A 21,776-nucleotide genomic window follows, 5' to 3' on the forward strand; every position below is an offset into this window, starting at 1 on the left:
CAGTCCTTTTCCATTGTGCATTGCAGCGGGTGCTGATGCCGGCGGGCTGTCTCCACCACCTGGGCGACCTTGGTTTCGGCCACTTCGTAGGTGAACACCCCGCAAACGCCCACGCCATGCTGATGCACATGCAGCATGATGCGGGTGGCGTCCTCGCGCGACTTGGCGAAGAACCGCTCCAGCACGTAGATGACGAACTCCATCGGCGTGTAGTCGTCGTTCAGGATCAGAACGCGATACAGCGACGGCTTCTGCAGCTTGGGCCGGGTTTCGGTGACGACGGCCGTGCCGAAGCCGCCCCCGCCTGTCTGTCCCTGATCCGTTTTCCTCGACGGCATGCTGTTCCGCTGTCTCTACGCTTCGATCCCCGAGCAGGGACTCGGTCCTGCTCACCATGGATTAGATATGGAAAGTCGGGGCTTTTAAAAGGGGCGCTTGATCACGCTTGCGCGCAATCCCCGGACTTCGGCGCCTTTCGCCCACGAAAAAGGGCCCGGAGCTGCGCCCCGGACCCTTTCCGATTTCAACAGGCTTACGGCTTAGCGGGCGGCCTGGAAGGTCTCGACGGTCGCGGTGACGCGCTCGTTGATGGGCTTGAAGGCGTCCTTGACCGAAGCGGTGTACAGCTCGGTGGTCTTGTTGAAAGCGCCCAGCCAGGCTTCGACCGACGTCTTGGCGAAGGCGGTCTGCAGTTCAACCAGTTCCTGGACCGAACGGGCCTGGGTCAGGGATTGGGCGGCGGCGACGCCGTCTTCCCACGACTTCTTGGAGTAGGCCAGGGTCTGCTGGCTGATGGCCTCGGCGCCCTTCTGGGCGGCGGACGCGCTCTCGACCATGGCTTCCAGGTTCTTCTTGCTGTGAGCGTTCAGTTCGCTCATGCCCGCGACGCTCTTTTCGACGCTGTCACGGAAAACCTTGGCGCCGGCGGCCTGGGTCTTCTCGGCCTTGGCGCTGGCCTGGTCGATGGTCTTCTTCACGGTCTCGGCGGTGTCAGCCATGGTCATGCTCCTGAACGGTCTGGGCGGTGCATCCCGCCCCATGATTTTTCTCGCCTGGGGAGAATCCCGGGCGACGTGCGGCTTATGACGCAGGTGCGAGAAGCGGTCAAGGACGTTTTGTGCACCGCACAATGAAACTTTCTTGACGGTTTTCTCCAGAGGCGTTCAAAATTGCGTTTGTCGGTTGTTTACCACGCCGAAACCCCGATGAAGCATGATAGCGGTTTGATGCGTGGCGATACGGGGGCGGCGATCGCGCGTGAGTAAAGAGGCTATCGGGTCAATGACGGCATTCACACGACAAGCCGGCCGACGCCATGTCGGCCTTGTTCAGGCGCTTCTGTTCGCCTTCGTCCTGGTCGCGGCGGGGCTGACGCCGACGCCCGGCTCCGAGCCCCTGGTGGCCCAGTCGAGCGAGAATACCCGCTACGCCGCCATCGTTGTGGACGCCGAGTCCGGCGAGGTGCTGTTCGCCCGCCGCGCCGACAATCCCCGCTATCCCGCCTCCATCACCAAGGTCATGACCCTGTACATGACGTTCGAGGCGCTGTCCGACGGACGCATCAAGCTGGACGACATGATCACCGTGTCGCCGCGCGCCGCGTCGCAGCCGCCGTCGAAACTGGGCCTGGCCGCGGGTCAGCGCATTTCCGTGGACGACGCCATCCGCTCGCTGGCGGTGCGCTCGGCCAATGACATGGCCATGGCCCTGGCGGAACACGTCGGCGGGTCCGAGGCGCGCTTCGCAGCCATGTCCACCCTGCGGGCGCAGGAGCTGGGCATGACCCAGAGCCGCTTCGTGAACCCCCACGGCCTGCCCGACAGCCGCCAGATTTCCTCCGCCCGCGACCTGGCGATCCTCAGCCGCGCGGTGATGCGCGACTACCCGCAGTACTACCACTATTTCGGGCAACACCACTGGGTCTACAACGGTCGGCAGTATGGCAACACCAACGGGTTGCTGCATGCCGGCAATGGCTATGACGGCATCAAGACCGGCTTCACCAATGCGTCCGGATACAATCTGGCGGCGTCGGCGGTGCGGGACGGGCGGCGCATCATCACCGTGGTGCTGGGCGGACGCTCCAGCCGGTCGCGCAACGATCACGTGGCCGAACTGATGAACACCGGCTTCGAGGTGGAGCGGCGCCGCGCGTCCGGCGAGTCCATCCAGGTGGCCCAGACCTTCTTTGAATCCCGCGGCTATGGCGTCGGCAGCGCGCCGTCCGGTCCGGTCCAGTACGCCTCGGTCGAGACCTCGGGCAGCGACAGCCAGCCGGAGCCCACCACCGCGGTCGCCTTCACCTCGGCCCCGGCCAACACCGCCGGCGTCACGGCCAGCCCCACCTTCACCGCGGCCCTGAACGGCGCCCCGTCGCAGCAGGCGGCGCTGCGCCCGGCCCGTGAGGCCGCCGCCCCCGCCCGCCAGTCCGGCGGCTGGTCCGTGCAGGTGGGCGCCTTCCGCGACCGCACCGTGGCCGACAACTGGCTGACCGAGGTCAATCGCCGCTTCCGCACCCAGTTCACCGGGGCCGAGCGCGCCGTGCAGACCGCCGGGGAATGGTACCGCAGCCGCTTCACCGGCCTGACCGAGGACAGCGCCCGCGCCGCCTGCGCCGCCCTGGCCGAGCGCCGCGTCACCTGCATGGTGGTCCGCCCGGACTGATCACCCCTTCAGCAGCCGATCCCGGGCCGCGTTCAGGCGCGACGCCAGACCTTCGGTGCCGCCCTGATCGGGGTGGGCGCGGGCCATCTGGCGTTTCCAGGCGGTGTTGATCTGTTCGACAGTGGCGTCCGCCCCCACGCCGAGGGTGTCGCGCGCATCCTTGGCGCTCATGCCGGACTCGACCGACCGGACTACGGCCCGGATGCGTGAGGCGAATACGAGATAAAGCCCCGCAGCGATCAGCGCCCCGCCGATCAGCCAGGCGCCTCGCGCCAGAGCCAGAGCCCCGCCGCCCAGAAACGCCGCAGCGACGAGGGTGGCGGAAACCCGCCACTGCCCCCTGCCCGGCCCTTCGGTCTGACGACCCAGACGGACCAGCGCCCACAGGGCGATGCCGCCGACCACCAGCCAGATCAGGCCCATGACATCATCGGATCACGCCGCATCATCGAGGCGAGCGCCCTCGGCCAGGCCCAGCGCCAGCATCAGGCTGCGCAGCTCCTGACGGGCCGAGACGTGGGCCAGCGAAATCTCCACCGGCTGCACCTGTTCGGACAGGTCGGCGACCGTCAGGCCGAACGGGAACAGCTCGCGGTAGATGACCCGGTCGCGCAGGCCCGGGCCCATGCGGAAGCCGACCCGCTTGGCCAGCTTGGCCATGCGTTCCTCGAGACGGCGACGGTTGCGGGCCTCGAACACGGCCAGACGGTTGGTCACCACCACCCAGTCGATGGTCCCGGTCTGGCCCTTGGCCGCATTGGCGATGGCGCGCTGCTTGCGGGCCTCCCACACGGTCTCGGAATAGATGGAGGGCTTCAGCAGATCGAGGGTCACCGGATCCACATGGCCCAGCAGGTCGAAGTCCACGAAGCTGTCGTTCATGGGGGTGACGATCAGGTCGGCCCGGCCGTGGGCGGCGCGCGACAGCACCGTGTCGCCGCCCGGGGTGTCCATGACGATGTACTCGGCGGACTGGGCAGCCTGGAACGCCTCCTCGAAGCGGGCCATCTGCTCGTCCTCGCCAGCCCGGGCCAGGGCCGCGCCGTCGCCGAGATCGGCCATGACGGGCTCGGGCAGGGTCTGGTTGTTGGCGGCCAGCCAGGCGCGCCGGCTGGCGAAGAACCGGGCCAGCGACTTCTGCCTCAGGTCCAGATCGATGACCGCCACCTGGCGGCCCGCTTCCAGCAAGGCGGCGACGATATGGATGGCCAGGGTGGACTTGCCCGCCCCGCCCTTTTCGTTGCCGACGACAATGACCTTCGCCTCAGACATGTTCGGTCTAAGCCCCTTGAGCCTGATCGGTTGAGCCGGGGTCGCTTCGCGGACCCGCCGATGCCGTGAATCAGGCTTTCCTAAACGAGCCGCGAATCTGGCCGCGGCGGAATGAAGTGAGAGTCGGGGCTGGGAAGCCGAAGGTCAACGAAGCGGAGAGTCGCGCCTGTGGAGCGTCAGGCGCGCCCGGCGGCGGCGCACCAGGGATCGCTCACCTGGGCGGCGCGGCAGATCTCGGCGGCGGTCTCGGCCGGGGCCCCGACCTTCAGGCGCACGAGGTCGCGGCCATTGACGGTCACCGGCTCGAACCGGGGCGTCAGACCTGCGAGGGCGGCGCGGGCGGCGCCGGTGCTGAACCGGGTCCAGGCCTCGCGCGCCGAGGCTTCACTGGAAAAGGCGCCCAGCTGGATCACGGCGCCCGGTGCGGTCGATGCGGCGGTCGATACGGCGACCGCCGGACGCAGGTGTTCCGAGACGGCGTGGCTGACCTGATCGCTGGCGGCCTGGACGATGGCGGGGGCTGCAGCCTCGGCCACGGCGGGCGCGGCGGCCTCGATGACGCCGCGCAGGCCGCCGTCGCGGGCGTCCCACAGGGCGTGCGGATCCAGCACCTCGACCCTCAACGCCTGGCGCAGGCCCGCGCTCTCGGCGCGGGGGGGCGCGACCGGCGCGTCCTGCGAGGCATGGGTCGACAGCCGGATATCGGCCACCCGCTCGGCCATGGTCTCGAAACGGTTGGGTTGATCCTCGACCATGCCGCAGGCGCCCAGCGAAAGCATCGCTGCGCCCATCAGCCCTTTACGGAACAGGTCGGTCGGCTTCATAAGCGCGACCCTAGCGGACGGCTCTCAAAAGGCCGTTGAAAGACACGCTTAATCGGAAAGGTTAACGCGTAAACCATGACCGCCCTCCCCACACTCGCACTGATACGCACCGTGGCCGAGCTGCGTGCGCAGGTCGGCAGCCTGCGTAACGCGGGAAAGCGGATCGGGTTCGTTCCCACCATGGGGGCACTGCACGAGGGCCATCTGGCGCTGGTGGCCGAGGCGCGGCGACGGAGTGACGCGGTGGTGGCCAGCGTGTTCGTCAATCCGACCCAGTTCGCCGCCCACGAGGATCTGGGGACCTATCCCCGGCAGGAGGCCCGCGACGCCGAACTGCTGGCCGGCGCCGGCTGTTCGATCCTGTTCGCCCCCGACGCGGCGGAGATGTACCCCGACGGCTTCGCCACCTCGGTTCAGGTGGGCGGACCCAGCGCGGGCCTCGAAACCGATTTCCGCCCCCACTTCTTCGGCGGCGTCGCCGTGGTGGTGGCCAAGCTGCTGAATCAGGTCCAGGCCGACGTGGCCGTGTTCGGCGAGAAGGACTACCAGCAGCTGATGGTGGTCCGGCGCATGGCGCGCGATCTGGACATCCCCACGGAGATCGTCGGCGCCCCCACGGTGCGCGACGCCCACGGCCTCGCCCTGTCCTCGCGCAACGCCTATCTGTCCGCCGACGAGCTGGCGGTGGCGCGGCGGCTGAACGTGATCCTGCGCGAGGCGGCGGACCGTGCGAAGGCAGGCGAACCTGTATCGGCCGTTGAGGCCGCGGCGGCCGACGCGCTGGTCGAGGCCGGGTTCGCGAAGGTGGATTATGTGGCCATCCGCCATGCGGAGACACTCGCCCCGTTCAGCGGCGTCGTGGACGCCCCGGCCCGCATCCTCGCGGCGGCGTGGCTGGGCAAGACCCGGCTGATCGACAACATGGCGGTCTGACCGCCGTCATCCATCCCGTCAGGCCGCGCGGCTGACCGCGAAATCCGCCAGGGAGGCCAGCGCCCGGCGCCAGTCGGTGTCCGGCAGCACCTCCAGCGCCGCCTTTGCGCGGTCGGCCCAGGCGCCGGCCTCGTCGAGGGTGGCGGTCAGGGCGCCGCTGGCCACGATCAGCTCGCGGGCGCGGCGGAAATCGTCCTCCGTCTGGTCGCGGCGGTCGATGGTGCGGGCCCAGAAGGCGGCCTCGCCCTCGCCGGTGCGCTCCATGGCGATCAGCAGCGGCAGGGTCACCTTGGCCTCGCGGAAGTCGTCGCCCGCGTTCTTGCCCAGGGTTTCCGACGCGCCGCCATAGTCCAGCGCGTCGTCGGCCAGCTGGAACGCCACGCCCAGGGCCATGCCGTAGTCGCGCAGCGCCGTCACCTGGGCGTCGTCGGTCCCGGCGCCCAGGGCCCCGGATTCGGCGGCGGCGGCGAACAGTTCGGCGGTCTTGGCCTGGATGATCTTGAGATAGGTGTCACGGTCCAGGGTGATGTCGTGGGCCCGGGTCAGCTGCAGCACCTCGCCCTCGGCGATGACCCCGGCGGCGCGGGCCAGCACGCCCAGGGCGCGCATGTTGTCGGTCTCGACCATTAGCTCGAAGGCCCGGGCGAACAGGAAGTCGCCCACCAGCACGCTGGAGGCCGCGCCCCAGATCAGGTGCGCCGCGACCTTGCCCCGGCGCAGCTCGGAGCCGTCCACCACGTCGTCGTGCAGCAGGGTCGCCGTATGGATGAACTCCACCGCCGCGGCCAGGCTGACCGCCGCCTCCACCGGCCCGCCCGTGGCCCGCGCGGCGGCCACGGTCATCAGGGGACGCAGGCGCTTGCCGCCCGCCGCCACCAGATGCTCGGCCAGAAGGGGGATGACCGGTACGTCGGACTGCATCCGGGCGATGATCAGGGCGTCCACCCGCGCCATGTCGGCCTCGGCCAGACGGACCAGCGGCGCCACGTCGCCTTTGGGGCGCGCCGGAACGGACAGGGCGGAGGTTGCGTCCAAGGCGAAGGCTCTTTCCATACGCGCCGGGCGGTCCCGGCCTTAAAATCGAGGCGCCGACTTGCCCCGCTTCGTCGCGGCGCACAATGGTGAGGGGGCCATCAGGGGTCAAGAAGCGTGAACGCCACACCCGAACAGATCGACGTGACCGAAAACGCCCTGCTGGACGGGCGCGTGCGCCTGCGCCAGCCCGCGCGCGGCTACCGGGCCGGCATGGACGCCGCCCTGCTGGCCGCCGCCTGCCCCGCCCGGCCCGGCGAGCGGGTGCTGGAGGCCGGCTGCGGCGCGGGCGCGGTGCTGATGCAGATCGCCGCCCGGCGGCCGGGCGTGACGCTGGCGGGACTGGAGCGGGATGCGGCCATGGCCGGGCTGGCGGCGGACAACGCCGGGCTGAACGGCTGGGGCGAGCGGATCGCAGTGCATCAGGGCGACGTGGCCGCCGGGTTCCGGGCGCTGGGGCTGGAGCCTTTCGACTGGGCGGTCAGCAATCCGCCCTTCTTCGACGATCCCGGCGCCTTGCGCGCCCCCGCGCCCGGCAAGCGCGACGCCTGGATGGCCGACGACGGGCTGGCGGCCTGGACCGGCTTCCTGCTCAAGGCGGTGAAGGACGGCGGGCGCATCGTCATGATCCACCGCGCCGACCGGCTGGCCGACATCCTGACCCTGCTGGGCGACAAGGCGGGCTCGTTCGCGGTGCGCCCGGTGCACCCCCACGCCGACGAACCGGCCAAGCGGGTGCTGGTCCACGCCGTCAAGACCGGCCGCGCCCCCCTGCGCCTGCTTCCGCCCCTGATCCTGCACGACCGCGACGGCGGGAAGCACTCACCCGAGGCGGAAGCGATCCTGCGGGGGGAAGCGGATTTGGGGTGGTGACCACGTCCCTCTCCCGATGGGAGAGGGCTGCGCGCAGCGGGATGCGAAGCAGGCCGCTTCTCCTCCCCTGCGTCGCAGGGGAGGGGGACCACGAAGTGGTGGAGGGGCCGGTCGCTGAAAGCGACCGGAGGGCGCGCAGGGTGAGGGTCGAGCGGCGCCTGTGGAACCACCGAACCCTCATCCCCCGCGCCAGAACCTCCGCTACGCTCCGGTGCGCGGGTTCCCCCTTCTCCCAATGGGAGAAGGTCAGGCTATTACGCCGCCTTGCGCTGCGCCTCTTTTTCGTCCCGCGCCGCATTGATCCGCGCTTCGGCGATGGCGTCGGCGATCTCGTGGGTCGGGCGCTTCTCGGAGTCGGAACGCTCCAGCACCTCCTCCAGCGTCTGCATCAGCCGGTCCACCTTGCCCTCGACCCATTGCGGGTCATAGGCGCCGCCGGTCTGGCGGGCGCGCATCTCGGAGGCCACATTGATGATGCCGCCGCCGTTGACGACGTAGTCCGGCGCGTAGAGCACGCCGCGGCGGAACAGCTCGAGGCCGATCTCCGGCGTGGCCAGCTGGTTGTTGGCCGCGCCCACCACCGCCCGGGCCGTGATCCGGTCCAGGGTCTTCTCGTTCAGCGTCGCGCCCAGGGCGCACGGGGCATAGATGTCGGCCTGGACGTCATAGATGGCGTCCGGCGCCACGATCTCGGCATTGGTGCGGGCCGCCACCTCTTCCAGCGCCTGGGTGTTGACGTCGGTGATGATCAGCTTCGCGCCGGCCTTCGCCAGCTTGTCGGCCAGATAACCGCCCACATGGCCCACGCCCTGCAGCGCCACGGTCAGGCCGGTCAGGTCGTCCTGCTTCCACAGGCGGCGCGCGGCCACAAGGGTGGAGCGGTAGACGCCCTCGGCGGTGACGGGGCTGGGGTCGCCCGAGCCCTCCTTGCCGCCGGACAGGCCGACCACATAGGGGGTTTCCTTGCGGGCCTCGGCGATGTCCTCGACCGACACGCCCACGTCCTCGGCCGAATAATAGTTTCCACCCAGGGTGTTCAGCGCGCGGCCGAAGGCGCGGAACAGCTCCGGCGTCTTCTGGGTGCGGCTGTCGCCCATGATGACCGACTTGCCCCCGCCCATGTCCAGATCGGCCACGGCGTTCTTGTAGCTCATGCCGCGCGACAGGCGCAGGACGTCCTCCAGCGCCTCGGCCGAGGAGCCGTAGTTCCACATGCGGCAGCCGCCCACGGCGGGGCCCCGCGCGGTGGAGTGCACCGCGACCATGGCCTTGAGGCCGGTTTTCTCGTCAAAGAAGGCGTGAACGCCTTCGTGTTGTGCGAAAGACGGCGAATCGAAAAGCGTCATGCCCTGAACTGAGCCTTCCCTGAGCAGATTTTTGTGCGCGGCAGATACGCCGCCTGCTCTTGCCGGGCAAGCATGACGGTTTCGAGGCGATCGCTATTCGGCGGGAACGGCCGGGGCGCCCGACGGGAACGGCGCGGCGGGATCGCGCAGGAAGGCTTCCACGTCGCCATAGACGGTCACGGCCTGCCTGTCCCGGTTCAGCAGGTGCCAGCCGTCCTCATAAAAAGCCGTGCGCAGATTCGGCGCATCCCCTGCCCGCTCCAGCGCCAGCGCCATGGGCTGGTCCTCGATGATCTGGTCATGGTCTCCATAGAACAGGGCCGTGGGCACGCGGGTCTGGCCCAGATCGCGGCTGGCGGTCTCCATCAGGTCCACGAGGCCCGCGAGCGCATCGAACCGGGTGGCGAAGATCATGTCCGGGTCGCGGCCCATGCGCAGCAGCTCCACCAGATTGTCCGAGGCGCGGATGTCGCGCACGGCCCAGTCGGGCGGTTCCAGCGCGGTGGAGCCCATCAGGCGCGCGGCGGCCCACAGGCTGGCGCGATAGCTGAGCGGCTGGCTGGACCAGCCCCAAACCGCCGGGGCCAGCAGCACCAGCCGGTCGGCGGCGGGCGGGCGCTCCGAGGCGAAGGCGGCCACGGCCACGGCCCCGCCCATGCTCTCGCCGGCCACGGCGATGACCGCGTTGGGATGCCGGGCGCGCACCAGCGCTGTCACCGTGCGCAGATCCTCGGTCATCAGGTCCTGCCCGGCCCAGACCCCGCGTCCGGGCGCCCGGCCGAAGCCGCGCTGGTCATAGGCGTAGGTGGCGATGCCCTGCTCGGCCCAGTGCGGTCCCGCCAGATGGAACGAAGCCTTGTGGTCGTTCATGCCGTGCAGCGCCACCACCACCGCCCACGGCTCGCCCTCCGGCAGCCAGCGCAGCATGGGGAGGCGAGCGCCGTCCTGGACCACGAAGGCGTCGGCCTCAACGGTGGCCCCGGCGAAGCCCGGCGGCGGGGTCAGGGGCTGCTGGATCGTCGGCGCGCAGGCGGCGAGGGTCAGCAGAAACATCGGCAAGAGGATCCTTCTCCCGATGGGAGAAGGGGGAACCCGCGCACCGGAACGCGCAGCGATCCGGTTCTGGCGCGGGGGATGAGGGTTCGGTGTTTCAGGGGGACAAGCCCGCCCCTCACCCTGTGCGCGAAGGAGCGCCTTGCGTTGCAAAGCGCTGCGCACAGCCCTCTCCCATCGGGAGAGGGACAATCTCCGACCGGTTCCCATCATTCCAGCATACCCCGCACCCGCCCGCGCAGATAAGGGACCACCTCGGCCTCGAACCACGGATTGCGCCGCAGCCAGGCGGTGTTGCGCCAGGACGGGTGCGGCAGGGGCAGGATGTCGGGCAGATACTCCCGCCACGCCGCCACGGTCGCAGTCATGGTCGGTTTCATGCGCTCGGCCAACGCCCAGGCCTGGGCGTGGCCGCCCACCAGCAGGGTCAGCTCCATCTGCGGCAAGGCGTCCAGCAGCCGCGGCCGCCACAGCTGGGCGCAGCGTTTGGGCGGCGGATGGTCCCCGCCCCCGACTGCCGTGCCCGGATAGCAGAAGGCCTGGGCCGCCACGCCGATGCGCGGATCGCCATAGAAGGCGTCTGTATCCACCCCCATCCAGCCGCGCAGACGGTCGCCGGACGCGTCGGTGAAGGGCGCGCCGCTCTCATGCACCCGCCGCCCCGGCGCCTGGCCGCAGATCAGCAGGCGCGTCTCTGGCGCCACCATGACCACCGGCCGGGGCTCGTGCGCCAGCTCGCCCGCACAGGCGCGGCAGGCGCGGATCTCGGCCAGAACGGCGGTCAGGTCAGGCGGGGTCATCATCTCCAGGGGCGTCCGGCAGCTTCAGCCGGATAACGCCCTTGAAGGCGTTCGGATCGACGGGCTTGCCCTTCTTGGTGATGATCAGACGGCCTTCGCGGGCCAGGCCCACGGCCACGCCGCGCACCTTGGGCAGCATCCGCTGCCACTGTTCGGGCTGCAGTTCCTTGGCCACGTCGGAGGGCTCGATGGACTTGCCGGGCGCCAGCCGGTTCAGGTGATCGAAAATGGCGCTCTCGATTGGATCGGTCATCGGGCCTATATGCTGCGCTGCAAAAGATATTTCGAGTCGGAGATTGAAGATGGTCGAGAAGATCACCGTGAGCGAGGGCGAATTCGCCGGCTGGCAGACCTATGACCTGCACGGCACCTTCGACCAGGTGGTGGGGCCGTTCTATTTCAAGCCGGACGCCGACGGCCAGATGCGCTGCGCCTTCCGGGCCGAGCCCAAGCACATGAACGCCGGCGGGCGCATGCACGGCGGCTGCCTGATGACCTTCGCCGACATCGCCCTGTTCCAGACCGCCTATCAGGAGATGGAGGGCAAGTCCGGGGTGACGGTCCAGCTGGACTCCACCTTCATCGACGGCGCCCATGTGGGCGAACTGGTGGAGGCCACCGGCGAGGTGGTGCGCGCGGGCGGCTCGCTGATCTTTGTGCGCGGCCAGATCCAGACCGGCGGCCGCACCCTGATGACCTTCTCGGGCGTGATCAAGAAATTCACCCCGCGGGCCTGAGGTCAGGCGCGCAGGATGGGAACCCCATACTGCTCGAGCTTTCGATCAGCCGTCGCAAAGACAAGCCCCTCAAGGCGAGCCTGACAGATCAGCAACCGGTCAAACGGGTCGCCATGGCCGTCCCGTGGCAGACTGCGGACGGCCCAGACGTGATCGGCCGTGATCGACAGTCGCTCAAACGGACCGTCATCGACCAGGGCTCGAAACCCCTCCGGAAGCCGAAGCTTGCCGATGGACAGCTTGATGGCGATTTCCCACAGGCTGACATCGCTGACGACGACGCGGGTCGTCGCCGGCGACTTGAGCCATTCGCGGAATTCCTCACCCAGCGCCTCCGGGTCGGTCAGGGCGCGGATCAGCACATTGGTGTCGATCAGGACCCTCAAGGCTTGTCGAGGCCCGTCTCGAACATGGCTGCGACCTCGGCGTCCGCGTCATCGAAATCCGGCGCGACCCAGACCTGCCCCTTGAGAGCGCCCAGCCACTGGCTGTGATCGACCCGTTCCTGCTCGCTCTGCACCGGCACGAGACGGACGAGCGGCTTGCCTGCCCTGGCGATCGTCACGTCCTCGCCCGCAAGGGCGCGTTCGATCAGTTTCGACAGATTGGTCTTGGCGTCATGGATGTTTGCGAGCGCGGCCATGAGGGTAAGCTAGGTTAGCTAAGCCCCTTTCGCAAGAGCCGTTCGGGGCGGCGATGCCCGCCTACAGCCCCGCCTTCGCCGCCGGGCGGGCGCGGCAGGCCTCGAGCCATCGGTTGAAGTGCGCAAACTCTTCGGGCGGGCGGTATTTGATCAGACGCCCGAAATCCGCGCCCGTCGCCGCCACGATATCGGCGATGGTGAAGCGGTCCGCGGCGATGAACTCCCGCTCCGCCAGCCGGCGGTCCAGCACCTTCATGTAGCGCTCGGCGCTGTCGCGGTTATAGGCGGCCACCTCCGGCTTGGGCTCTTCCAGCGCGGCCAGGGCCGGATGGGTGAAGCGCACCGTCAGCATCATCGGCGTGGACAGGTACATCTCCACCCGCCGGGTCCACATCTCGATGACCGCCTGCTCCTTCGCGTCGCGGCCGAACAGGTTCGGCTCGGGATGCAGGGCCTCCAGATAGCGGCAGATGGCCAGGGATTCCGAGATGCAGGTCCCGTCGTCCAGTTCCAGTGCGGGCACGTGGGGCGCGCCCACCTTGTCGCGATACTCGGCCGTGCGGTGCTGCCCCGCCAGCAGATCCACCTGCACGATCTCGATGTCCTCGACGCCCTTTTCGGCCATCAGCCAGCGGACGCGGCGCGGGTTGGGCGCGCGTTGGGTGTCATAGAGCTTCATGGATCGCCCTCCGGTTCGTTTCTTTTCGAAACCTATCCGGTGAAGATGCTGTCCGGCAAGGCGCCGACCACCGAGGTGGTGACCAGCGTCGCCAGGAACCCGCCCAGCAGCGCCTTCCAGACCAGACCCAGCACCATCTCGCGCCGCTCCGGAATCAGGATGGACAGGCCGGTGACCGAAATCCCCACCGAGCCGATGTTGGCGAAGCCGCACAGGGCGTAGGTCATCAGGCGCCGGGTGCGCTCGCTGATCTCGCCCTCGGGCAGGGCGCCCAGCTCGATGAAGGCCACGAACTCGGTCAGGGTCAGCTTGACCCCCAGCAGCCAGCCGGCCGTGCCCGCCTCGCTCCACTGCACACCCGTGGCCCACGCCAGCGGCGCGAAGGCGAAGCCCAGCAGGCGCTCCACCGTCACCGGCTCGCCGAACAGCCACAGCCCGCCCAGCATCATGTTGACCAGGGTCATCAGCGCCACGAACACGATCAGGATGGCCGAGATGTTGAGCACCACCATCAGCCCGTCGGACGTGCCCTTCGAGATGGCGTCGATGGCGCTGTCGTATTTCAGGGCCGAGTCATATTCGGCGTAGGCGCCGCCCTCCCCGGGCTTCTCCGGCACCAGAATGCGGGCCAGCAGCACCCCCGCCGGCGCCGAGACGATGGAGGCCACCAGCACGTGCCCCGCCGCATTGGGCAGCACCGGCGCCAGGATGGTGGCGTAGGCCACCATGGTCGACCCCGCCACGGTGGAGAAGCCCACCGTCATCAGCAGGAAGATCTCCGACCGGGTCAGCTTGTCCAGATAGGCGCGGATGACGATGGGGCTCTCGATCATGCCGAGGAAGATGTTGGACGCCACCGCCAGCGCCGAGGCGCCGCCCAGCCCCATGGACTTCTGGAACAGCAGGCCGAACCCTTGCGTGATCCATTTCAGGATCTTCCAGTGCCACAACAGGGCCGACAGGGCCGAGATCACCAGGATCAGCGGCAGCACCTGGAAGGCGAACACGAACAGCGCGCCCTGGTTCTCCACCGAATAGGGCTGATCGCCCCCGGCCAGATAGCCGAAGATGAACTGGGCCCCGCGCCGGGTGGCCGCCGCCAGACCCTCCACCGCGCCGGAGATCACCGCCAGCCCGATATCCGCGCCCGGCACCCCGAACACGAACAGGATGATGGCCGTCTGCACCGCCACGGCCCCCAGCGCCAGCTTCCATGGAAAGGCCCGCCGGTTCTCCGACAGCGCCCAGCACAGGCCGATGATGACCGCCAGACCGATCAGGCTCTGGGCGTTGAGAAGGGTGAACATGCAAGGATCCCCGCCGGCGACCGGCCCTTTTCGCCCTTAGACGCAACAGGGGAGAGCTTGACAAGACCGTGGCGCCAGATTGCAAGGGATGAAGCGGCGGGGCCGCAGTGATCATCCTGGAGACATCATGCGGCTCACCGCCTGTATCGCCGCCGTCGTGGCCGCGCTGTGCCTGACCGCCTGCAGCGGGCCCGAGCCCTTCGGCGACGGCGGGCCGATCACCCCGGATCAGGCCGTGCGCGGCGCCCTCGAGGCCGACGACGACCGCCTCGAGACCGGCGAGCACACCGACGTCTGGACCTTCACCGCCGCCCGCGGCCAGCGCTATCTGGCGACCCTGGAGTCCGGCGATTTCGACCCCTATCTGATCGTTCGGGGCGCCGGCGTCAGCCTCGAGAACGACGATTCCGGCCGCGCCACCCGCGACAGCCTGGTCGACTTCATCGCCGCAGAGGACGGCGAGGTTTCGGTCACGGTCACCAGCTACGCCCCGGGCGAGACGGGCGACTACCGCCTGCGGGTCCGGCGCATCCGCGATCAGGGCGAGCCCGAGGTCCAGTCCCTGCGTCTGGGCCGGTCCCGCACCGGCACGCTGGAAGCCGGCGGCGCGCGCCGCGAGTCGGGACAGTATGTGGCGATCCATGAGTTCGAGGGCCGCTCGGGCGACGTGGTGGACATCCGCCTGACCTCCGGGGACTTCGACCCCTATCTGGAGATTTCCGGGCCGGACGGGTTCGCCGACGCCAATGACGACGACCCGAACGACGGCCTCAACAGCCGCCTCGTGGCCGCCCTGCCCGCCGACGGGACCTACCGGATCACGGTCACCAGCTACACGCCCGGACAGATCGGCCGCTACCAACTGACCGCCGCCACCGCCGACGCCGCCACCGCCGCCCAGTGGTCCACGGGCATGGAGGCGGCGGCCGGCTCGCGCCTGTCCATGGGCGACACCATCCGCGGCGCCCTCGCCGCCGGCGACGAACAGCTGGGCTCGGGCGAGTATGTGGACGGCTACCGCTTCATCGGCTCGCGCGGACAGCGGGTGCGGATCGAGGCGACCTCGTCGGCCTTCGACACCTATCTGATGCTGACCCTGCCCGACGGCGGCCAGCGCGAGAACGACGACGGCCCGGACGGCACCGACGCCCGCATGGACGAGGTCCTGCCCGCCGACGGCGAATACGTCATCCGCGTCACCAGCTACGCCCCCGGCGAGACCGGCGCCTATCGCCTGTCGCTGTCCGCCGGTCAGGAGTCCGAGCGCCAGCAGGGCGTGCAGGCGGGCCAGCGGGTCTTCGCGGTCATGGTCGGGGTGTCGGACTATGGCGGAACCACATCCAACCTGCCCTACACCGACGAGGACGCCGTCAATCTGGAGGCCGAGCTGCGCCGCCAAGGCGTGCTCAACCCCGCCAGCGTGGTGCTGACCAACGCCCAGGCCACCCGCGCCTCGGTGACCGCCGCCATCCAGAGGGTCGCCGCCCAGGCCGGGCCCGACGACGTGTTCCTGTTCTTCTTCTCGGGCCACGGGGTCCAGCACCCCACCACCTCCGACCGCGAACTGGACGGCCAGAGCGAGCATCTGGTCCTGCGCGACGGCGAGATCAGCGATGTCGAGCTGGCGCGGATGCTGGGCAATGTGCGCGCGCGGCTGTCCATGATCGTGCTGGACGCCTGCTTCAGCGGCGGCTTCGCCCGCGAGGTGGTCAGCCGCCCCGGCGTCATGGGCGTGTTCAGCTCCGAGGAGGACCTGACCAGCATGGTGGCCGACCGCTTCCAGGCTGGCGGATACCTGTCCCACTTCCTGCGCACGGGGCTGGCGGGCCGGGCCGACGAGAACGGCGACCGCCTGGTCACCGCCGGCGAACTGGCCACCTACCTGCGCCGCCAGTTCCGCTCGGAGGTGCACGGCGTCGAGGCCGAAACCAGCGACGGCCAGCGCAACTACCAGAACCTGGTCATCGACCGCGGCGGCGTGCAGGTGGACGACGTGGTCATCCGGCTGGCGGGGGCGTGAGGCGGGGGGCGTGGGACCTGTAAGGTCGGCGATGCGAAGGGCCGCTTGCAGGCAGAAAAGCAATGGGGGCTCACGCATCGTTGCGGACGTGCAACTGCTGTGCTTTGCCTTCCGGTCGGGAGAGATTGCGGAAGGGCGCCATGAATCGTTTCGGGCTTCAAGTGACCGTGCTTCTAGCGGTGGCGGGCTGCGCTACAGCCCCGCCGCTCACCCCCGAACCCGTCATGGTGATCGATTTCGCCAGCGGCATCGTGACGACCCCGAGTTGGCAGGCCGCTTTCAATGACTGCTCGAACAGTGCGGCCACCTGCATCGAGGCGCCAGACCGTTTCGTAATGGCTTTCCCACGGCTGTGTCCCACAACCACCGGCCCTTGGGAGGCTGCGGGCTTCAGATTCCGGATGACCGCTCCAACACCGCACTATGGCGCGCCGAGCGGAGGCTACATCTCTGACAAATATCCGCACATCCATTTGGGTTGGAGGGAGGGCGTCGGCTTCCATACATGGTCGCGAACGTTGAAGACCCCCTATGAGCAAGGCTGGGATCCAAACGAAGAAGCAGAGGTCTACCGGATTGTTTATGTGGGGAGACCCTCGCCCTTTGCATGCACGTCTGGCCAATGACGCCTGACCACCCCGCGCAGAATCCGAGCGTCCCGGTTCCGAGCGATCAGCGGAAGGTCCGTTTTCTGGAAGCAGGCGAACAACGGCGCCCGGCCCGTTGCGGACGTTGACCTCAAGACGAATGCTGCTGGCGCAGAACAATGGTTGCACGATCTCGAAATGCCCCAAACCGTTCAAATCGGTCTCGTAGCCCATCTCGTCGACGAGGCCCTGATCCATCGACTGCGGAACTATGGCGAGGATGTCTATCGTTACACGCGCGACGGCGGCAAAGGCATGGGCGAGGTGGACCTCGAAGAGGTGGACTCCGCCAAGGACCAGTTTTCGGTTCGCCGCGTGGCGCTGCCCATCGCCCTGATTGCGGTTCCGCTGGTCTGGCTGACGCTGAAATGGCGCGCGCGGCGCAATCAGAAGGCCGCCAGACCGAAGACGGTGGAGACGGATCAGCCCTGACGCCGCACCAGCCGCCCATAGTCCTCCATCAGCCCCAGGCTCAGCGCGCCCGGCGTGAACCTGTACTCTCCGATCTGGCCCACGGGGGTGACCTCGGCGGCGGTGCCGGTGACGAAGCATTCGGTGAAGCCGGACAGCTCCTCGGGGCGGATGTGGCGCACCACCACCTCAATGCCCTTCGCCGCCGCCAGATCGATCACCGTGCGGCGGGTGATGCCGTCGAGGATGGCGTCGGTGGGCGGGGTGTGCAGCACGCCGTCCTGCACGAAGAACACATTGGCGCCGGTGGCCTCGGCCACATAGCCGCGCCAGTCCAGCATCATGGCGTCGGAGAAGCCGTTCTTCTCGGCAGCCATCTTGGACAGGGTGCAGATCATGTACAGGCCCGCCGCCTTGGCCGCCGAGGGGGCGGTGGCCGGGTCGGGGCGGCGCCATTTGGCCCACTCCAGCCGGATGCCCTTCGCCTTGGTCTCGGCGTCGAAATAGCTGGGCCACTCCCAGGCGGCGATGGCCACGCGGGTCTTGTTGGGGAAGGCCGAGACGCTCAGTTGCTCGGGGCCCCGGAAGGCCACGGCGCGGATGTAGCAGTCCGAAAAGCCCATCTTGGCGCAGGTGGCGCGCTTGGCTTCGTCCAGATCGGCGACGCTGAACGGAATCTCGAAGTCCAGCATGCCCGCGGATCGATGCAGACGCTCGGAATGCTCTGTGATCTTGAAGATTTCCCCGTCATACATACGCTCGCCTTCAAACACGGATGAGGCGTAGTGTAGGCCGTGGGTCAGAACGTGCGTCTTCGCTTCCCGCCAGGGCACGAAGTCGCCGTCCATCCAGATCCAGCCGTCACGATCGTCGAAGGGAACGAACGTCATTGAACAAATTCTCCTGCACCGATTCCCCGTTTAGAACGGGCGTGGCCGCTCAGGTCAACGCCTCGTCGCCGGGAGGGGTTCGATGAGCGGGCCGGATTCGCGCGGCGCGAGCGGACGATCGGGGCCCGTGGCGGCGCCCGGCGAAGGCCGTCATCTGCTGGTGGTGGACGACGACGACCGCATCCGCGAACTGCTGAAGGAATATCTGGCGCGCGAGGGATTTCGCGTCACCGGCGCGGCGCACGCCGCCGCCGCGCGGCGGCTGATGGAGCTGCTGGAGTTCGATCTGGTGGTGCTGGACATCATGATGCCGGGCGAGGACGGCCTGTCCCTGACCAGCTGGGTGCGGTCCAAGGCGGCCACCTCCAGCACGCCGGTGCTGCTGCTGACCGCGCGCGGCGACGCCGATGACCGCATCGAGGGCCTGTCGCGCGGCGCGGACGACTACATGTCCAAACCCTTCGACCCGCGCGAGCTGCGCCTGCGCATCGACGCCATCCTGCGCCGCACCGGGCCCAAGCCGGTCGGGCCGAAGGAAATCCATCTGGGCGACGCCCTGTTCGACATGGAGCGGCTGGAGCTGACCCGCGACGGCCAGCCCCAGCGCCTGACCGAGGCCGAGGCCCAGTTGCTCAAGACCCTGGCCCAGAGCGCCCACGCACCCGTAGAGCGCATGCAACTGGCCTCGGACACCGCCGACATCACCGGCCGCGCCGTGGACGTGCAGGTCACCCGCCTGCGCCGCAAGCTGGAGAAGGATCCCAAGAACCCCCGCTACCTGCAGACGGTGCGCGGCGTCGGCTACATGCTGGCGCCGGACTGATGAGCCCGCCCGCCGGCCATGCCTGGCGCTACTGGCCCCGCTTCTGGGCCAGACTTCTCAGGCGACGGCTGCCCAGCTCCCTGTGGGGGCGTTCGCTGCTCATCATCATCCTGCCGGTGTTCCTGATGCAGGTGGCGGTGACCTGGGCCTTCTTCGACGCCCACTGGCAGACCGTCACCGCGCGTCTGTCCGAGGGCCTCGCCGGCGAGATCGCCTGGGCGGTGGAGAGCTACGCCGAAGACCCCTCGCCCTCCAACCTGGCCACCATCGCCGACCGGGCGGAGCGGTCCATGCAGCTGTCCATCGCCCTGCAGGAGGGCCGGACCCTGCCCGACGGCCGGGACTCCAGCGTCTTCGGCGTGGTCGACCGCACCATCGACCAGGCGCTGGATTCGCGGCTGGACGATCCGTACTGGTTCAGCACCACCAGCTATCCGGCCTATGTGGACATCCAGGTGCAGCAGCCCCAGGGCGTGCTGCGCATCATCGCCCCGCGCGAGCGGGCCATCGCCACCCAGGGCCACATCTTCGTGCTGTGGCTGACCCTGGCCACGGTGCTGCTGATGTCGGTGGCCATCCTGTTCATCCGCAACCAGGTCCGCGCCATCGAGCGGCTGGCCGAGGCGGCGGAGGATTTCGGGCGCGGCATCGACGCCCCGCGCTTTCGCCCCTCCGGCGCGCGCGAGGTGCGCTCGGCCGCCCGGGCCTTCATGGACATGCGCGAGCGCATCCAGCGCCACATCGAACAGCGCACCGTGCTGCTGGCCTCGGTCAGCCACGACCTGCGCACGCCCCTGACCCGGCTGCGGCTGGAACTGGCCCTGGCCGACCAGACCCGGCGCACCCAGGCCATGCAGGGCGATCTGGACGAGATGGAGCACATGATCGACGAGTATCTGGCCTTCGCCCGCGGCGAGGCCGGAGAGGCGTCCCAGTCCGTCGACCTCAAGGCCCTGCTCGAGCGCATCGGCGCCCAGATCAAAAAGCGGGGCGCGAAGGTCGATATCGTCGCCCCCGAGGCCGCGCTCGAGGCCCGGGTCCGGCCGCTGGCCTTCCGGCGCGCCATGACCAATCTGGCCGGCAACGCGGCGGACCACGGCGGCCGCGTTCGCCTGTCGCTGCGCCGGGTCGGTGACGGCGTCGAGATCGCGGTGGAGGACGACGGGCCCGGCATCCCCGAGGCCCAGCGCGAGGAGGCCTTCCGCCCGTTCTCGCGTCTGGACGACGCCCGCAACCAGAACACCAAGGGCGTGGGACTGGGCCTCGCCATCGCCCGCGACGTGGCCCGCAGCCACGGCGGCGACATCACCCTCGACGCCAGCGATCTGGGCGGTCTGAAAGCGGTGATCCGGCTGCCGGGCTGAGGCCCCGGAGCCCGATCACAAAATCGTGCGGCGCCTCTGGCGAAATCGCCGGATCGGGCGCATCTTTCCCGCGTGGGGCTGTCATTCAGGTTCGCCAGGAGGCTTGCCAGTGCGTACATTTTCCTTCCTCGCCGCTGCGGGCGTCGCCGCGGCCCTTGCGGGCGCGGCCGCCGCCCAGCCCGCCGACGTCACCGTCACCATCGGCGACCGGCTCGATCGCGAAGCCAGCCGCGAACTCGGCCAGGCCGAGGTGGCCGAACAGGCCCGCGCCCTTGCAGCCCGTCTTGAGCGGGAACTGGCGTCCAACCCCGCCTATGCGGGCGCGCGGATCACCCTGGTGCTGACCGACGTGGCGCCCAACCGGCCCACACGCCAGCAGCTCAGCAACACGCCCGGTCTGGACTATATCCGCAGCTTCAGCATCGGCGGCGCCGCCATCGAAGGCCAGGTCGTCACCGCCGACGGCCAGGTCCGCCCGGTCCGGTACGACTGGTACAGCAGCAACATCCGTGACGCGCGCTATCAGAGCACCTGGCAGGACGCGGACCGCGCCTTCATGCGCTTCTCGCGTCAACTGGCCGACGGCCGGCTTTAAAGCCTGACCGGTTGAGGTGGAGTCGCGGCGCGGCTCCACCGACGCCGGGGTTCAGCTTCCCGACAGTTCCGCCGCCCGGGCCACAGCGGCGGCGGCGGCGTCCGACACCAGCCGCTCCAGCGATCCGCCCTGCGCAAACACGTCCAGCGCCGCCCGCGTGGTGCCGCCGGGCGAGGCCACCCGCGCGATGAGGTCCTCGGCCCGCGCGCCGTCCGGCTTCATGGCGGCGGCGGCGGAGACCAGCGTCCCGGCCGCCAGCGCCTGCGCCTGCTCAGGCGACAGCCCCTGCTCCACCCCGGCCTTGGTCAGGGCGTCCACAAAGGCGAAGAAATAGGCCTGGCCCGAGCCGGACACCGCCGTGGCCGCATCCATCAGGCCCTCATCGGCCAGTCCCACCACCTTCGCCACCGGCGCGAACAGGCCGCGCACCTTGTCCAGATCGGCGTCGGTTTCCGCCCAGATCGAGGCCACCCCCTCACCCACCGCCATGCTGGTGGTGGGCATGACCCGCGCCACCGGCCGCGGCGCGAAGCCGTCCGACAGCGCCGAGGCCCGCACCCCGGCCATCATGGAGATGATCAGGGCGTCGGGCGCCAATCTGGGGGAGATATCTGCAGCGACCTGCCGCCACATGGCCGGCTTCACGCCCAGGATCACGCGGTCCGCGCGGGCCAGGGCATCGTCGCCGGGATTGATCAGGGCCCCGGCCGCGCGCGCCGCCTCGGCCACGGGCTTGGAGGACGGGGTGACGATGATCAGATCGCGCGGGTCCAGCCCGCCGGTCTTCAGCCACCCTTCCACCAGCGACGACCCCAGTCGTCCGCAGCCCACGAGAATGACAGGTCGATCCGTCAAGACGTCAG

26 protein-coding genes are annotated in these 21,776 nt (G+C 69.2%); 10 read left to right on the top strand and 16 right to left on the bottom strand.

Annotated features, from left to right (window positions below):
* Both clpS and ACK4SE_RS13340 read right to left on the bottom strand, forming a co-directional pair.
* Positions 1–338: ATP-dependent Clp protease adapter ClpS (gene clpS / locus ACK4SE_RS13335; protein ID WP_021697957.1), on the bottom strand; the 338-nt coding region annotated here is incomplete at its 3' end.
* 201 nt (positions 339–539) lie between these two features.
* Positions 540–998, bottom strand: a complete 459-nt coding sequence (locus tag ACK4SE_RS13340; protein ID WP_409693631.1) for a phasin family protein — start codon at positions 996–998, stop codon at positions 540–542.
* 283 nt (positions 999–1,281) lie between these two features.
* Here ACK4SE_RS13340 and ACK4SE_RS13345 point away from each other — a divergent pair, with 283 nt between their 5' ends.
* Entirely contained in the window at positions 1,282–2,664 is a 1,383-nt protein-coding gene (locus tag ACK4SE_RS13345; RefSeq protein ID WP_409693634.1) for a serine hydrolase, read from the top strand.
* On the opposite strand, the gene ACK4SE_RS13350 is transcribed toward ACK4SE_RS13345, so the two are convergent.
* From ACK4SE_RS13350 to ACK4SE_RS13360, 3 genes are all read right to left on the bottom strand, one after another.
* Positions 2,665–3,087, bottom strand: coding sequence for a J domain-containing protein (locus ACK4SE_RS13350; RefSeq protein WP_409693637.1), 423 nt, complete (start codon positions 3,085–3,087; stop codon positions 2,665–2,667).
* 12 nt (positions 3,088–3,099) lie between these two features.
* A complete protein-coding gene (locus ACK4SE_RS13355) occupies positions 3,100–3,936 on the bottom strand; it encodes a division plane positioning ATPase MipZ (RefSeq protein WP_409693640.1) in 837 nt (278 codons plus the stop codon).
* A 176-nt stretch (positions 3,937–4,112) separates the two neighbouring features.
* Positions 4,113–4,760, bottom strand: coding sequence for an SPOR domain-containing protein (locus ACK4SE_RS13360; protein ID WP_409693643.1), 648 nt, complete (start codon positions 4,758–4,760; stop codon positions 4,113–4,115).
* 75 nt (positions 4,761–4,835) lie between these two features.
* Between ACK4SE_RS13360 and panC the strand changes: the two genes are divergently transcribed.
* The gene (gene panC, locus ACK4SE_RS13365) at positions 4,836–5,693 is read left to right on the top strand and encodes a pantoate--beta-alanine ligase (RefSeq protein WP_409693646.1); all 858 of its coding nucleotides are present in this window, start codon (positions 4,836–4,838) and stop codon (positions 5,691–5,693) included.
* Positions 5,694–5,711: 18 nt separating this feature from the next.
* Here the strand turns inward: panC and ACK4SE_RS13370 are convergent, their stop codons facing one another.
* A complete protein-coding gene (locus ACK4SE_RS13370; protein WP_409693649.1) occupies positions 5,712–6,728 on the bottom strand; it encodes a polyprenyl synthetase family protein in 1,017 nt (338 codons plus the stop codon).
* Positions 6,729–6,842: 114 nt separating this feature from the next.
* Between ACK4SE_RS13370 and ACK4SE_RS13375 the strand changes: the two genes are divergently transcribed.
* A complete protein-coding gene (locus tag ACK4SE_RS13375; protein ID WP_409693652.1) occupies positions 6,843–7,598 on the top strand; it encodes a tRNA1(Val) (adenine(37)-N6)-methyltransferase in 756 nt (251 codons plus the stop codon).
* Positions 7,599–7,852: 254 nt separating this feature from the next.
* On the opposite strand, the gene ACK4SE_RS13380 is transcribed toward ACK4SE_RS13375, so the two are convergent.
* The 4 genes from ACK4SE_RS13380 to ACK4SE_RS13395 form a co-directional block, all read right to left on the bottom strand.
* Positions 7,853–8,944, bottom strand: a complete 1,092-nt coding sequence (locus ACK4SE_RS13380) for a Glu/Leu/Phe/Val family dehydrogenase (RefSeq protein WP_409693655.1) — start codon at positions 8,942–8,944, stop codon at positions 7,853–7,855.
* A 93-nt stretch (positions 8,945–9,037) separates the two neighbouring features.
* Positions 9,038–9,997 carry an alpha/beta fold hydrolase gene (locus ACK4SE_RS13385; protein ID WP_409693658.1) on the bottom strand — a complete coding sequence of 320 codons (960 nt, stop codon included), beginning with the start codon at positions 9,995–9,997 and terminating at the stop codon, positions 9,038–9,040.
* Between the two features lie 209 nt (positions 9,998–10,206).
* Positions 10,207–10,800, bottom strand: a complete 594-nt coding sequence (locus ACK4SE_RS13390; RefSeq protein WP_409693661.1) for a uracil-DNA glycosylase family protein — start codon at positions 10,798–10,800, stop codon at positions 10,207–10,209.
* The gene (locus ACK4SE_RS13395; protein WP_021696922.1) at positions 10,784–11,050 is read right to left on the bottom strand and encodes a DUF3253 domain-containing protein; all 267 of its coding nucleotides are present in this window, start codon (positions 11,048–11,050) and stop codon (positions 10,784–10,786) included. The genes ACK4SE_RS13390 and ACK4SE_RS13395 overlap by 17 nt, the downstream gene beginning before the upstream one ends.
* A 49-nt stretch (positions 11,051–11,099) precedes the next feature.
* Between ACK4SE_RS13395 and ACK4SE_RS13400 the strand changes: the two genes are divergently transcribed.
* Complete coding sequence (locus ACK4SE_RS13400) at positions 11,100–11,534, top strand: PaaI family thioesterase (RefSeq protein ID WP_409693664.1); 435 nt, start codon at positions 11,100–11,102, stop codon at positions 11,532–11,534.
* 2 nt (positions 11,535–11,536) lie between these two features.
* Here the strand turns inward: ACK4SE_RS13400 and ACK4SE_RS13405 are convergent, their stop codons facing one another.
* From ACK4SE_RS13405 to ACK4SE_RS13420, 4 genes are all read right to left on the bottom strand, one after another.
* The gene (locus tag ACK4SE_RS13405) at positions 11,537–11,920 is read right to left on the bottom strand and encodes a type II toxin-antitoxin system VapC family toxin (RefSeq protein ID WP_409693667.1); all 384 of its coding nucleotides are present in this window, start codon (positions 11,918–11,920) and stop codon (positions 11,537–11,539) included.
* Positions 11,917–12,177, bottom strand: a complete 261-nt coding sequence (locus tag ACK4SE_RS13410) for a type II toxin-antitoxin system Phd/YefM family antitoxin (protein WP_409693670.1) — start codon at positions 12,175–12,177, stop codon at positions 11,917–11,919. Before ACK4SE_RS13410 ends, ACK4SE_RS13405 begins: the two co-directional genes overlap by 4 nt.
* A 61-nt stretch (positions 12,178–12,238) precedes the next feature.
* Positions 12,239–12,856, bottom strand: a complete 618-nt coding sequence (locus ACK4SE_RS13415; protein WP_409693672.1) for a glutathione S-transferase family protein — start codon at positions 12,854–12,856, stop codon at positions 12,239–12,241.
* Between the two features lie 32 nt (positions 12,857–12,888).
* Positions 12,889–14,163 (bottom strand): NupC/NupG family nucleoside CNT transporter, encoded by a 1,275-nt coding sequence (locus tag ACK4SE_RS13420; RefSeq protein ID WP_409693674.1) that lies wholly within the window; start codon positions 14,161–14,163, stop codon positions 12,889–12,891.
* 127 nt (positions 14,164–14,290) lie between these two features.
* On the opposite strand from ACK4SE_RS13420, the gene ACK4SE_RS13425 reads away from it, so the two are divergent.
* The 3 genes from ACK4SE_RS13425 (at position 14,291) to ACK4SE_RS13435 (ending at position 17,262) form a co-directional block, all read left to right on the top strand.
* Positions 14,291–16,183: a pre-peptidase C-terminal domain-containing protein gene (locus ACK4SE_RS13425; RefSeq protein ID WP_409693677.1), complete on the top strand. Its 1,893-nt coding sequence runs from the start codon at positions 14,291–14,293 to the stop codon at positions 16,181–16,183.
* A 140-nt stretch (positions 16,184–16,323) separates the two neighbouring features.
* A complete protein-coding gene (locus ACK4SE_RS13430) occupies positions 16,324–16,809 on the top strand; it encodes a hypothetical protein (protein ID WP_409693679.1) in 486 nt (161 codons plus the stop codon).
* 159 nt (positions 16,810–16,968) lie between these two features.
* Entirely contained in the window at positions 16,969–17,262 is a 294-nt protein-coding gene (locus tag ACK4SE_RS13435) for a hypothetical protein (RefSeq protein ID WP_409693681.1), read from the top strand.
* Here the strand turns inward: ACK4SE_RS13435 and ACK4SE_RS13440 are convergent.
* The gene (locus ACK4SE_RS13440) at positions 17,253–18,131 is read right to left on the bottom strand and encodes a branched-chain amino acid aminotransferase (RefSeq protein ID WP_409693684.1); all 879 of its coding nucleotides are present in this window, start codon (positions 18,129–18,131) and stop codon (positions 17,253–17,255) included. The two genes, ACK4SE_RS13435 and ACK4SE_RS13440, sit on opposite strands and share 10 nt — an antisense overlap.
* Before the next feature lie 82 nt (positions 18,132–18,213).
* Between ACK4SE_RS13440 and ACK4SE_RS13445 the strand changes: the two genes are divergently transcribed.
* The 3 genes from ACK4SE_RS13445 (at position 18,214) to ACK4SE_RS13455 (ending at position 20,913) form a co-directional block, all read left to right on the top strand.
* Positions 18,214–18,954, top strand: a complete 741-nt coding sequence (locus ACK4SE_RS13445) for a response regulator (RefSeq protein WP_409693687.1) — start codon at positions 18,214–18,216, stop codon at positions 18,952–18,954.
* Entirely contained in the window at positions 18,954–20,318 is a 1,365-nt protein-coding gene (locus ACK4SE_RS13450) for an ATP-binding protein (RefSeq protein WP_409693690.1), read from the top strand. The genes ACK4SE_RS13445 and ACK4SE_RS13450 overlap by 1 nt, the downstream gene beginning before the upstream one ends.
* Before the next feature lie 109 nt (positions 20,319–20,427).
* Positions 20,428–20,913, top strand: coding sequence for a hypothetical protein (locus tag ACK4SE_RS13455; RefSeq protein WP_409693693.1), 486 nt, complete (start codon positions 20,428–20,430; stop codon positions 20,911–20,913).
* Positions 20,914–20,964: 51 nt separating this feature from the next.
* Here the strand turns inward: ACK4SE_RS13455 and proC are convergent.
* The coding region (gene proC / locus ACK4SE_RS13460; RefSeq protein ID WP_409693695.1) for a pyrroline-5-carboxylate reductase at positions 20,965–21,776 on the bottom strand (812 nt) is incomplete at its 5' end.

Origin of the sequence: Brevundimonas sp. (genome assembly GCF_046293315.1) — a bacterium.
Taxonomy (GTDB): Bacteria; Pseudomonadota; Alphaproteobacteria; order Caulobacterales; family Caulobacteraceae; genus Brevundimonas.

Excerpts from the sequence above, each read along its gene's own strand:
- ACK4SE_RS13440 (WP_409693684.1), bottom strand. The coding sequence starts at position 18,131 with ATGACGTTCGTTCCCTTCGACGATCGTGACGGCTGGATCTGGATGGAC.
- ACK4SE_RS13425 (WP_409693677.1), top strand. The coding sequence starts at position 14,291 with ATGCGGCTCACCGCCTGTATCGCCGCCGTCGTGGCCGCGCTGTGCCTG.
- ACK4SE_RS13355 (WP_409693640.1), bottom strand. The coding sequence starts at position 3,936 with ATGTCTGAGGCGAAGGTCATTGTCGTCGGCAACGAAAAGGGCGGGGCG.
- ACK4SE_RS13410 (WP_409693670.1), bottom strand. The coding sequence starts at position 12,177 with ATGGCCGCGCTCGCAAACATCCATGACGCCAAGACCAATCTGTCGAAA.
- ACK4SE_RS13420 (WP_409693674.1), bottom strand. The coding sequence starts at position 14,163 with ATGTTCACCCTTCTCAACGCCCAGAGCCTGATCGGTCTGGCGGTCATC.
- ACK4SE_RS13435 (WP_409693681.1), top strand. The coding sequence starts at position 16,969 with ATGCCCCAAACCGTTCAAATCGGTCTCGTAGCCCATCTCGTCGACGAG.
- ACK4SE_RS13345 (WP_409693634.1), top strand. The coding sequence starts at position 1,282 with ATGACGGCATTCACACGACAAGCCGGCCGACGCCATGTCGGCCTTGTT.
- ACK4SE_RS13385 (WP_409693658.1), bottom strand. The coding sequence starts at position 9,997 with ATGTTTCTGCTGACCCTCGCCGCCTGCGCGCCGACGATCCAGCAGCCC.
- ACK4SE_RS13445 (WP_409693687.1), top strand. The coding sequence starts at position 18,214 with ATGAGCGGGCCGGATTCGCGCGGCGCGAGCGGACGATCGGGGCCCGTG.
- ACK4SE_RS13415 (WP_409693672.1), bottom strand. The coding sequence starts at position 12,856 with ATGAAGCTCTATGACACCCAACGCGCGCCCAACCCGCGCCGCGTCCGC.
- ACK4SE_RS13430 (WP_409693679.1), top strand. The coding sequence starts at position 16,324 with ATGAATCGTTTCGGGCTTCAAGTGACCGTGCTTCTAGCGGTGGCGGGC.
- ACK4SE_RS13390 (WP_409693661.1), bottom strand. The coding sequence starts at position 10,800 with ATGATGACCCCGCCTGACCTGACCGCCGTTCTGGCCGAGATCCGCGCC.
- ACK4SE_RS13350 (WP_409693637.1), bottom strand. The coding sequence starts at position 3,087 with ATGGGCCTGATCTGGCTGGTGGTCGGCGGCATCGCCCTGTGGGCGCTG.
- ACK4SE_RS13340 (WP_409693631.1), bottom strand. The coding sequence starts at position 998 with ATGGCTGACACCGCCGAGACCGTGAAGAAGACCATCGACCAGGCCAGC.
- ACK4SE_RS13400 (WP_409693664.1), top strand. The coding sequence starts at position 11,100 with ATGGTCGAGAAGATCACCGTGAGCGAGGGCGAATTCGCCGGCTGGCAG.
- ACK4SE_RS13380 (WP_409693655.1), bottom strand. The coding sequence starts at position 8,944 with ATGACGCTTTTCGATTCGCCGTCTTTCGCACAACACGAAGGCGTTCAC.
- ACK4SE_RS13395 (WP_021696922.1), bottom strand. The coding sequence starts at position 11,050 with ATGACCGATCCAATCGAGAGCGCCATTTTCGATCACCTGAACCGGCTG.
- panC (WP_409693646.1), top strand. The coding sequence starts at position 4,836 with ATGACCGCCCTCCCCACACTCGCACTGATACGCACCGTGGCCGAGCTG.
- ACK4SE_RS13450 (WP_409693690.1), top strand. The coding sequence starts at position 18,954 with ATGAGCCCGCCCGCCGGCCATGCCTGGCGCTACTGGCCCCGCTTCTGG.
- ACK4SE_RS13360 (WP_409693643.1), bottom strand. The coding sequence starts at position 4,760 with ATGAAGCCGACCGACCTGTTCCGTAAAGGGCTGATGGGCGCAGCGATG.